The 6,616-nt window shown below is 74.2% G+C and carries 5 protein-coding genes; 2 read left to right on the forward strand and 3 right to left on the reverse strand.

Going from position 1 to position 6,616, the window contains the following annotated elements; genetic code table 11:
- Positions 1–187: 187 nt before the first annotated feature.
- The 3 genes from LCD31_RS26115 to pdhA are packed head-to-tail and all read right to left on the reverse strand — an operon-like array spanning position 188 to position 3,902.
- On the reverse strand, positions 188–1,624 hold the full coding sequence (locus LCD31_RS26115) for a dihydrolipoamide acetyltransferase family protein (protein WP_224962351.1): 1,437 nt from the start codon (positions 1,622–1,624) through the stop codon (positions 188–190).
- Positions 1,625–1,635: 11 nt separating this feature from the next.
- Positions 1,636–2,670 (reverse strand): alpha-ketoacid dehydrogenase subunit beta, encoded by a 1,035-nt coding sequence (locus tag LCD31_RS26120; protein WP_224962353.1) that lies wholly within the window; start codon positions 2,668–2,670, stop codon positions 1,636–1,638.
- Positions 2,670–3,902, reverse strand: a complete 1,233-nt coding sequence (gene pdhA, locus LCD31_RS26125; protein ID WP_374108148.1) for a pyruvate dehydrogenase (acetyl-transferring) E1 component subunit alpha — start codon at positions 3,900–3,902, stop codon at positions 2,670–2,672. The genes LCD31_RS26120 and pdhA overlap by 1 nt, the downstream gene beginning before the upstream one ends.
- A 380-nt stretch (positions 3,903–4,282) precedes the next feature.
- On the opposite strand from pdhA, the gene LCD31_RS26130 reads away from it, so the two are divergent.
- Both LCD31_RS26130 and LCD31_RS26135 read left to right on the forward strand, forming a co-directional pair.
- Complete coding sequence (locus LCD31_RS26130) at positions 4,283–5,008, forward strand: GPP34 family phosphoprotein (RefSeq protein ID WP_304615278.1); 726 nt, start codon at positions 4,283–4,285, stop codon at positions 5,006–5,008.
- 55 nt (positions 5,009–5,063) lie between these two features.
- Complete coding sequence (locus LCD31_RS26135) at positions 5,064–6,491, forward strand: M20/M25/M40 family metallo-hydrolase (protein ID WP_224962356.1); 1,428 nt, start codon at positions 5,064–5,066, stop codon at positions 6,489–6,491.
- Positions 6,492–6,616: the final 125 nt, after the last annotated feature.

The following is a 6,616-nucleotide window of genomic DNA, read 5'->3' on the forward strand; positions in this document are numbered from 1 at the left end:
GCCGTCCATGCCCAGGTGGCTGTGCAACGTCCGCTCGCCGGTGAAGCGGATCAGCAGGTGCTTGCCGACCGGGCCCCCCCCCCGCCCCCCCCCGCCCCCCCCCCCCCCCCCCCCCCCGCGCGGGGGGCCCCCCCCCCCCCCCCCCCCCCTCGTCAGCAGCGCGACCGGCAGCCGATCGGCAGCCGAATCAGTAGGTGATCGCCGTCGCCGGGTCGGCCAGCAGCGCGCCGACGTCCGCCAGGAACTGCGAACCCTGCTGGCCGTCGACCACCCGGTGGTCGAAGCTCAGCGCCAGCTGGCACACCTTGCGCGGCACCACCTGGCCGTCCACCACCCACGGCATGTCCCGGATCGCGCCGAACGCGAGGATCGCCGACTCCCCCGGGTTGAGGATGGGCGTTCCGGTGTCCACGCCGAACACGCCCACGTTGGTGATCGTGATCGTGCCGCCGGTCATCTCGGCGGGCGTGGTCCTGCCCTCCCGCGCGGTCGTGGTCAGCGCTTCCAGCGCCGCCGCGAGCTCCCGCAGCGACATGCCGTCCGCGTCCCGGACGTTGGGCACCACCAAGCCCCGCGGCGTGGCGGCCGCGATGCCCAGGTGCACGTAGTCCTTGTAGACGATCTCGCCGGCCTGCTCGTCCCAGGTGGCGTTCACGTCCGGAGTGCGGCGCACCGCCAGGCACAGCGCCTTCGCGGCGAACGCCAGCGGCGTGAGCTTCACGCCCTGGAACTCGGGGTGCGACTTCAGCCGCTGCCGCAGCTCCATCATCGGCGTCACGTCCACGGTGAGGAACTCCGTGACGTGCGGTGCGGTGAACGCGCTCCGCACCATCGCCTGCGCGGTGGCCTTGCGGACGCCCTTGATCGGCACCCGGTGTTCCCGCGCCCCCGCCGGAGCCGAGGCCGGAGCGGCGGCCGGTTCGGCCGGGGCCGACGCGGACTCCACGTCCTTGCGGGTGATCACCCCGCCCGCGCCCGAGCCGGCGAGCGCCCGCAGGTCCACGCCGAGGTCCTTGGCGAGCTTGCGGACCGGCGGCTTCGCCAGCGGCACCGAACCCCGTGCGGGCGCACCCGCCGGGCCCGCGGCGGGCGCGGGCGGTTCCGGTGCGGGTGGCTCCGGCGCGGGTGCGGCGGGTGCGGTGGCCTGCGCGGGGACGGCGGGGGATGCGAGCGACCCCGCCATCGCACCTTGCAGCGCCTGCTGCGCCGTCCCGGCCGACACCGCGGCCGGCACCGCCGCGGCGGCGGCCTTGCGCGGGCGGCGCTTCGAGCTCGTCGCCTGCGGCCCGTAGCCGACCAGGGTCTTCGCCTCGCCGGACGACTCCCCGGACGAGTCCCCGGACGAGTCCGGTTCGGGCTCGCTCGGCGCGGTGCCGTCCGGGTCCACGTCGATCGAGATGATCGGCGTGCCGACCTCGACCGTCTGGCCCGGCTCGGCGAGCAGCTCGACGACCTTGCCCTCGTAGGCGCAGGGCAGCTCGACCGCGGCCTTCGCCGTCTCGATCTCCACGAACACCTGGTTGACCGTCACCGAGTCGCCCGGCTGCACCTTCCAGCCGAGGATCTCGGCTTCGGTGAGGCCTTCGCCGACGTCCGGCAGCGGGAAGTGCTTGAGTTGCGGCATCCCAGACTCCCTCAGAAGGCCAGCGAGCGGTCGACGGCGTCGAGCACCCGGTCGAGGTCCGGCAGATAGTGCTTCTCCAGCTTCGTCGGCGGGTAGGGCACGTCGAAGCCCGTCACCCGCAGCACCGGTGCCTCCAGCGAGTAGAAGCACTCCTGCTGCACCCGCGCGGCGATCTCCGAGGTGACCGAGGACTCCGCCGGGGCCTCGCTGGCCAGCACCAGCCGGCCGGTGCGGCGCACCGACTCGAACACCGGCTCCAGGTCCAGCGGGGACAGGCTGCGCAGGTCGACGACCTCCAGCTCGGTGCCCTCCTCGGCGGCGGCGCTCGCCGCGGCCAGGCAGGTGTGCACCGTGGGCCCGTAGGTCGCGATCGTCGCCGCCGAACCCCGCCGCAGCACGCGGGAGGTGAACAGCGGCGGCGGCTGCGCCTCGGTGTCCAGCTCGGCCTTCTCGTAGTAGCGCCGCTTCGGCTCGAAGAACAGCACCGGGTCGTCGCAGGCGATGGCCTGCCGCAGCATCCAGTACGCGTCCGCCGGGTTCGAGCAGGCCACCACCTTCACACCGGCCACGTGCGCGAACAGCGATTCCGGCGATTCGGAGTGGTGCTCGACCGCACCGATGCCGCCGCCGAACGGCACCCGCACCACCACCGGCATCTTGACCTTGCCCTGGCTGCGGAAGTGCAGCTTCGCCAGCTGCGAGACGATCTGGTCGTAGCCGGGGAAGATGAACCCGTCGAACTGGATCTCGCACACCGGCCGGTAGCCGCGGATCGCGAGCCCCACGGCGGTGCCGATGATCCCCGACTCGGCCAGCGGCGTGTCCAGCACGCGGTGCTCGCCGAAGTCCTTCTGCAGCCCGTCGGTGACGCGGAAGACGCCGCCGAGCTTGCCGACGTCCTCCCCCATGACCAGGACCTTCGGGTCCGATTCCAGCGCCGAGCGCATCGCCAGGTTGAGGCTCTTCGCCATCGTCACGGTCTGCACGGCCGACCGGCCCGTGCTGCCGTCGCCGACGTCGGTCCGTTCCATCGCGGGTGCGGCCATCAGTGGGCACCTCCCTGCGCGGGCTCGGCGAACCCGTCGAGGTAGCGCAGCTGCTCGTCGCGCTGCGCGGCCACGACCGGGCTCTCCTCGGCGTAGACCTCGGAGAAGATCCGGGACGGGTCGGGTTCGGGCATGGCGAAGCAGAAGTCGCGGAACCGGGCGGCGAGCGCGTCGGACTCGGCCTGCACGTCGTCGAAGAAGTCCTGCCCGGCGTCGTGCTCGCGCACCAGGTGCACCCGGAGTCGTTCGATCGGGTCCTTCAGCTTCCACGCCTCCAGCTCGTCGGTGAGCCGGTAGCGGGTCGGGTCGTCGGTGGTGGTGTGCGCGTCCATCCGGTAGGTGAACGCCTCGATCAGCACCGGCCCGTTGCCGTGCCTGCACTCGTCCAGCGCCCAGCGGGACACGGCGAGGCTGGCGAGCACGTCGTTGCCGTCGACGCGGATGCCGGGGAAGCCGTAGCCCTCGGCGCGCCGGTACAGCGGAACCCGCGTCTGCCGCTCCAGCGGTTCGGAGATGGCCCACTGGTTGTTCTGGCAGAACAGCACGAGCGGCGCGTCGTACACCGAGCCCCACACCATCGCCTCGTGCACGTCGCCCTGGCTGGTGGCGCCGTCGCCGAAGAACACCATGGTCGCTTCGCCGTCGTCGTCGCCGACCTTGCCGTCGAACTTCTGCCCCATCGCGTACCCGGTCGCGTTGAGCGCCTGGTTGCCGATGACGATCGTGTAGAGGTGGAACCCGGTGCTCAGCGGGTCCCAGCTGCCGTGGTCGGTGCCGCGGAAGATGCCGAGCAGCTCGGTCGGGTCCAGCCCGCGGCACCAGGCGACGCCGTGCTCGCGGTAGCTGGGGAAGGCCATGTCGCGGGGGCGCATCGCGCGGCCCGCGCCGACCTGCGCGGCTTCCTGGCCGAGCAGCGGCACCCAGATGCCCAGCTGGCCCTGGCGCTGCAGGGCGTTGCCCTCCCGGTCGAAGCGCCGGACCAGCACCATGTCCCGGTACAGGTCGCGGAGCTGCTCCGCGGTGAAGTCGATGTCGAAGTCCGGGTGCGATACCCGCTGGCCTTCCGGGGTGAGGAGCTGTACGAGATCAGCTCCGCCCTCGCTCGTCGCGCGCAAACCGGCGATCACCTGCTCCCGTGTGGGTTTCGCTGCGGTAGCGGCAGGGGGCTCGGTGCGGACGTCGTCGGTCTCGTTCGCTGGATGGGCTGGTCGCGTCCAGTGTTCCGGGGACATGCGGATCTCCTCGTGTCGCGCCGGGCCGGTCGCTTGTGGCGACGTGGTCCGGGTACCCCGCTCGTACTCCGCAGGCCCGGGTCGGGGCCGTGCGGGTGGTCGGGCGGGGTGGGTTGGATCGCTCCTGGCCATCCTGGCACGCGTACCGCCGATTCAGTGAGCCCTGCCACAGGGACGATCTCAGCTCGCGAGGTCGCGGAGATCGTTCCCTACGGAACCGTAGCTTCCGCTGATCGGTGCGAAAATCGCAGGTCATCCAAGCAATGGGGTTCCGACTAACGCTGTCGGGAAGGTCGCAGCACCGATACTGCGGAGTACCGGTGGTCTGCTGTTTCGAGAACACGCCAAACCTCGGTCGGGCGGACGGCACACTGGGCCGCATGAACGTGGACCCGGAACCGTCACCGTCGGTGACGCTGCCGGGCGAGCTCGTGCTGCTGCTGCACCGGCCGGACGGCGGGCACCGCGCGGGGCCCGCGGACCTGCTCACCTGGTGCGCCGAGCTGGGCGAGCTCGCGCTGCGCGGGAAGGTGGAGCTGACCGGCACGAAGCTGGCCGTGCTCGACCCGTGCGGCACCGGGCTGGACTGGGCGGACGAGCTGCTGGGGCGGCTGGTGAAGAAGTCCGGCCCGCGCGGCAGGCCGGTGGAGCTGACCGACCTGCTGCCGCGCCGCATCGGCCGGTTCCGGGAGCACCGCGCGCTGCTGGAACGCCGCGGGATGCTGCTGCGGGAGCCGCGCAAGCTGCTCGGGTTCATCCCGGACGACCTGCACTTCCCGGTCGGCCCGGCGCGGCGGGAGCTGGTCGAGCAGGTGCGCGCGGTGGCGCGCGGGGAGCTGCGGGCGGACGGGCGGCGGGCCGTGCGGTGCGGGCTGGTGCACGCTGCGGGCATCGGCGCGGCGCTGGGCGGCGGCCCCGCCGAGCTGGCGGTGCGGGCGGCGGTGGCGCGCGGCGCCGGGGCCGGGGGGGGGGGGGGGGGGCCCCCCGGGGCCGGGGGGGCGGGGGGGGCGGGGGGGGGCGCGCCCCCCCCGCGGGGGGGGGGGGCGGCGGGGCGCGCGGGCCCCGCGGGCGCCGCGGCCGCCGGGGCTGGCGCGGGCGGAGTCTGACCGCCGGGCCCCCGGCGCGGACCGGCCGCTCCGGCCCGGGCATACGATCGGCGGCATGGATCGTTCCGCCGTGCGCACCGCCGTTGAACAGGCGTGGCAGGACTCCGTCCTGCCGAGCCTCTCCGAACTCGTCCGGATCCCGGCGGTCTCGCCGGCCTACGACGCGGAGTGGGAGTCGGCCGGTCAGCTGGACGCGGCCATCGCGCACGTGCGGGAGTGGATCACCGCCCGGGAGATCCCCGGCGTGCGGCTGGACGTGGTGCGGCTGCCGGAGCGCACCCCGCTGCTGCTGGTCGACGTCCCGGCGACCGAGCCGGTGCCGGAGTCGGGTTCGCAGGACACCGTGCTGCTCTACGGCCACCTGGACAAGCAGCCGCCGGTCGGCGGCTGGTCGGAGGGCCTGGACCCGTGGACGCCGGTGGTGCGCGACGGCAGGCTCTACGGGCGCGGCAGCGTCGACGACGGCTACGCCCCGTACGCCGCGATCACCGCGATCGAGGCGATCCGCGCGCACGGCGGCGCGCACGCGCGCTGCGTGCTGCTGCTGGAGACCGGCGAGGAGTCCGGCAGCCCCGACATGGCCGCCTACCTGGAGCACCTCGCGGACCGGCTCGGTGCCGTGTCGCTGGTGGTGTGCTTGGACTCGGGCGCGGCCGACTACGAGCGGATGTGGCTGACGACCTCGCTGCGCGGGGACGTGCGGGTGGGCGTGCAGGTGCGGGTGCTCGACGGCGGTCAGCACTCGGGCACGGCCAGCGGCATCGTGCCGAGCTCGTTCCGCGTGCTGCGCGCCCTGCTGGACCGGATCGAGGACTCGGCGACCGGCGAGGTGCTGCTGCCGGAGCTGAACGCGGAGATCCCGGCGAACCGGGTGGCGCAGGCGCGGGCCGCGGTGGAGGCGGCGCCCGGCCTGATCCGCGATTCGGTGCCTGCGCGGGAGGGCATGCGCTGGGTTTCCGAGGACGAGGTGGAGCTGGCGCTGAACAACACCTGGCGCCCCACCGTCTCGGTGATCGGCGCGGAGGGCCTGCCCTCGCTGCCGGACGCGGGCAACGTGCTGCGGCCGCAGACGACGCTGGCGCTGAGCGTGCGCACCCCGCCGACGACCGACCCGGAGGTGGCGCTGGCCGCGTTGCGCGCGGCGCTGTCGACGGACGTGCCCTACGGCGCGGAGGTGACGTTCCCGCTGTCGGACGGCGCGGCGGGCTGGAACGCGCCGGACACCGAGCCGTGGCTGGAGACCGCGTTGGACGCGGTGAGCGAGGACGTGTTCGGCGCGCCGTGGGCGACGATGGGCCTGGGCGGCTCGATCCCGCTGATGGGGCTGCTGCAGGGCGCCTACCCGGACGCGCAGTTCGTGGTCACGGGGGCGCTCGGACCGGGCAGCAACGCGCACGTGCCGGACGAGTCGCTGCACCTGGAGTTCGCCGCGAAGATCACCACGGCGATCGCGTACGCGCTGGACGCGCACGCCCGCCGCTGATCCTGGTGCGCCCCCCCCGCCCCGGGGGGCGGGGGGGGCCCCCGGGGGCCGGGGGGGGGGGCGCCAGGTGCCCCTGCGCAGGGTGGCGCATGACCGCGGGGCCGGGCGCCGGGCCGGCCGGGGTG

The organism is Saccharopolyspora sp. 6M, from assembly GCF_020176775.1.
In the GTDB taxonomy this organism is placed as follows: Bacteria; Actinomycetota; Actinomycetes; order Mycobacteriales; family Pseudonocardiaceae; genus Saccharopolyspora_C; species Saccharopolyspora_C gregorii.

What these genes read in the sequence shown, in the direction of transcription:
- LCD31_RS26115 (WP_224962351.1), bottom strand. Translation starts at nt 1,624, where the DNA reads ATGCCGCAACTCAAGCACTTCCCGCTGCCGGACGTCGGCGAAGGCCTC.
- LCD31_RS26120 (WP_224962353.1), bottom strand. Translation starts at nt 2,670, where the DNA reads ATGGCCGCACCCGCGATGGAACGGACCGACGTCGGCGACGGCAGCACG.
- pdhA (WP_374108148.1), bottom strand. Translation starts at nt 3,902, where the DNA reads ATGTCCCCGGAACACTGGACGCGACCAGCCCATCCAGCGAACGAGACC.
- LCD31_RS26130 (WP_304615278.1), top strand. Translation starts at nt 4,283, where the DNA reads ATGAACGTGGACCCGGAACCGTCACCGTCGGTGACGCTGCCGGGCGAG.
- LCD31_RS26135 (WP_224962356.1), top strand. Translation starts at nt 5,064, where the DNA reads ATGGATCGTTCCGCCGTGCGCACCGCCGTTGAACAGGCGTGGCAGGAC.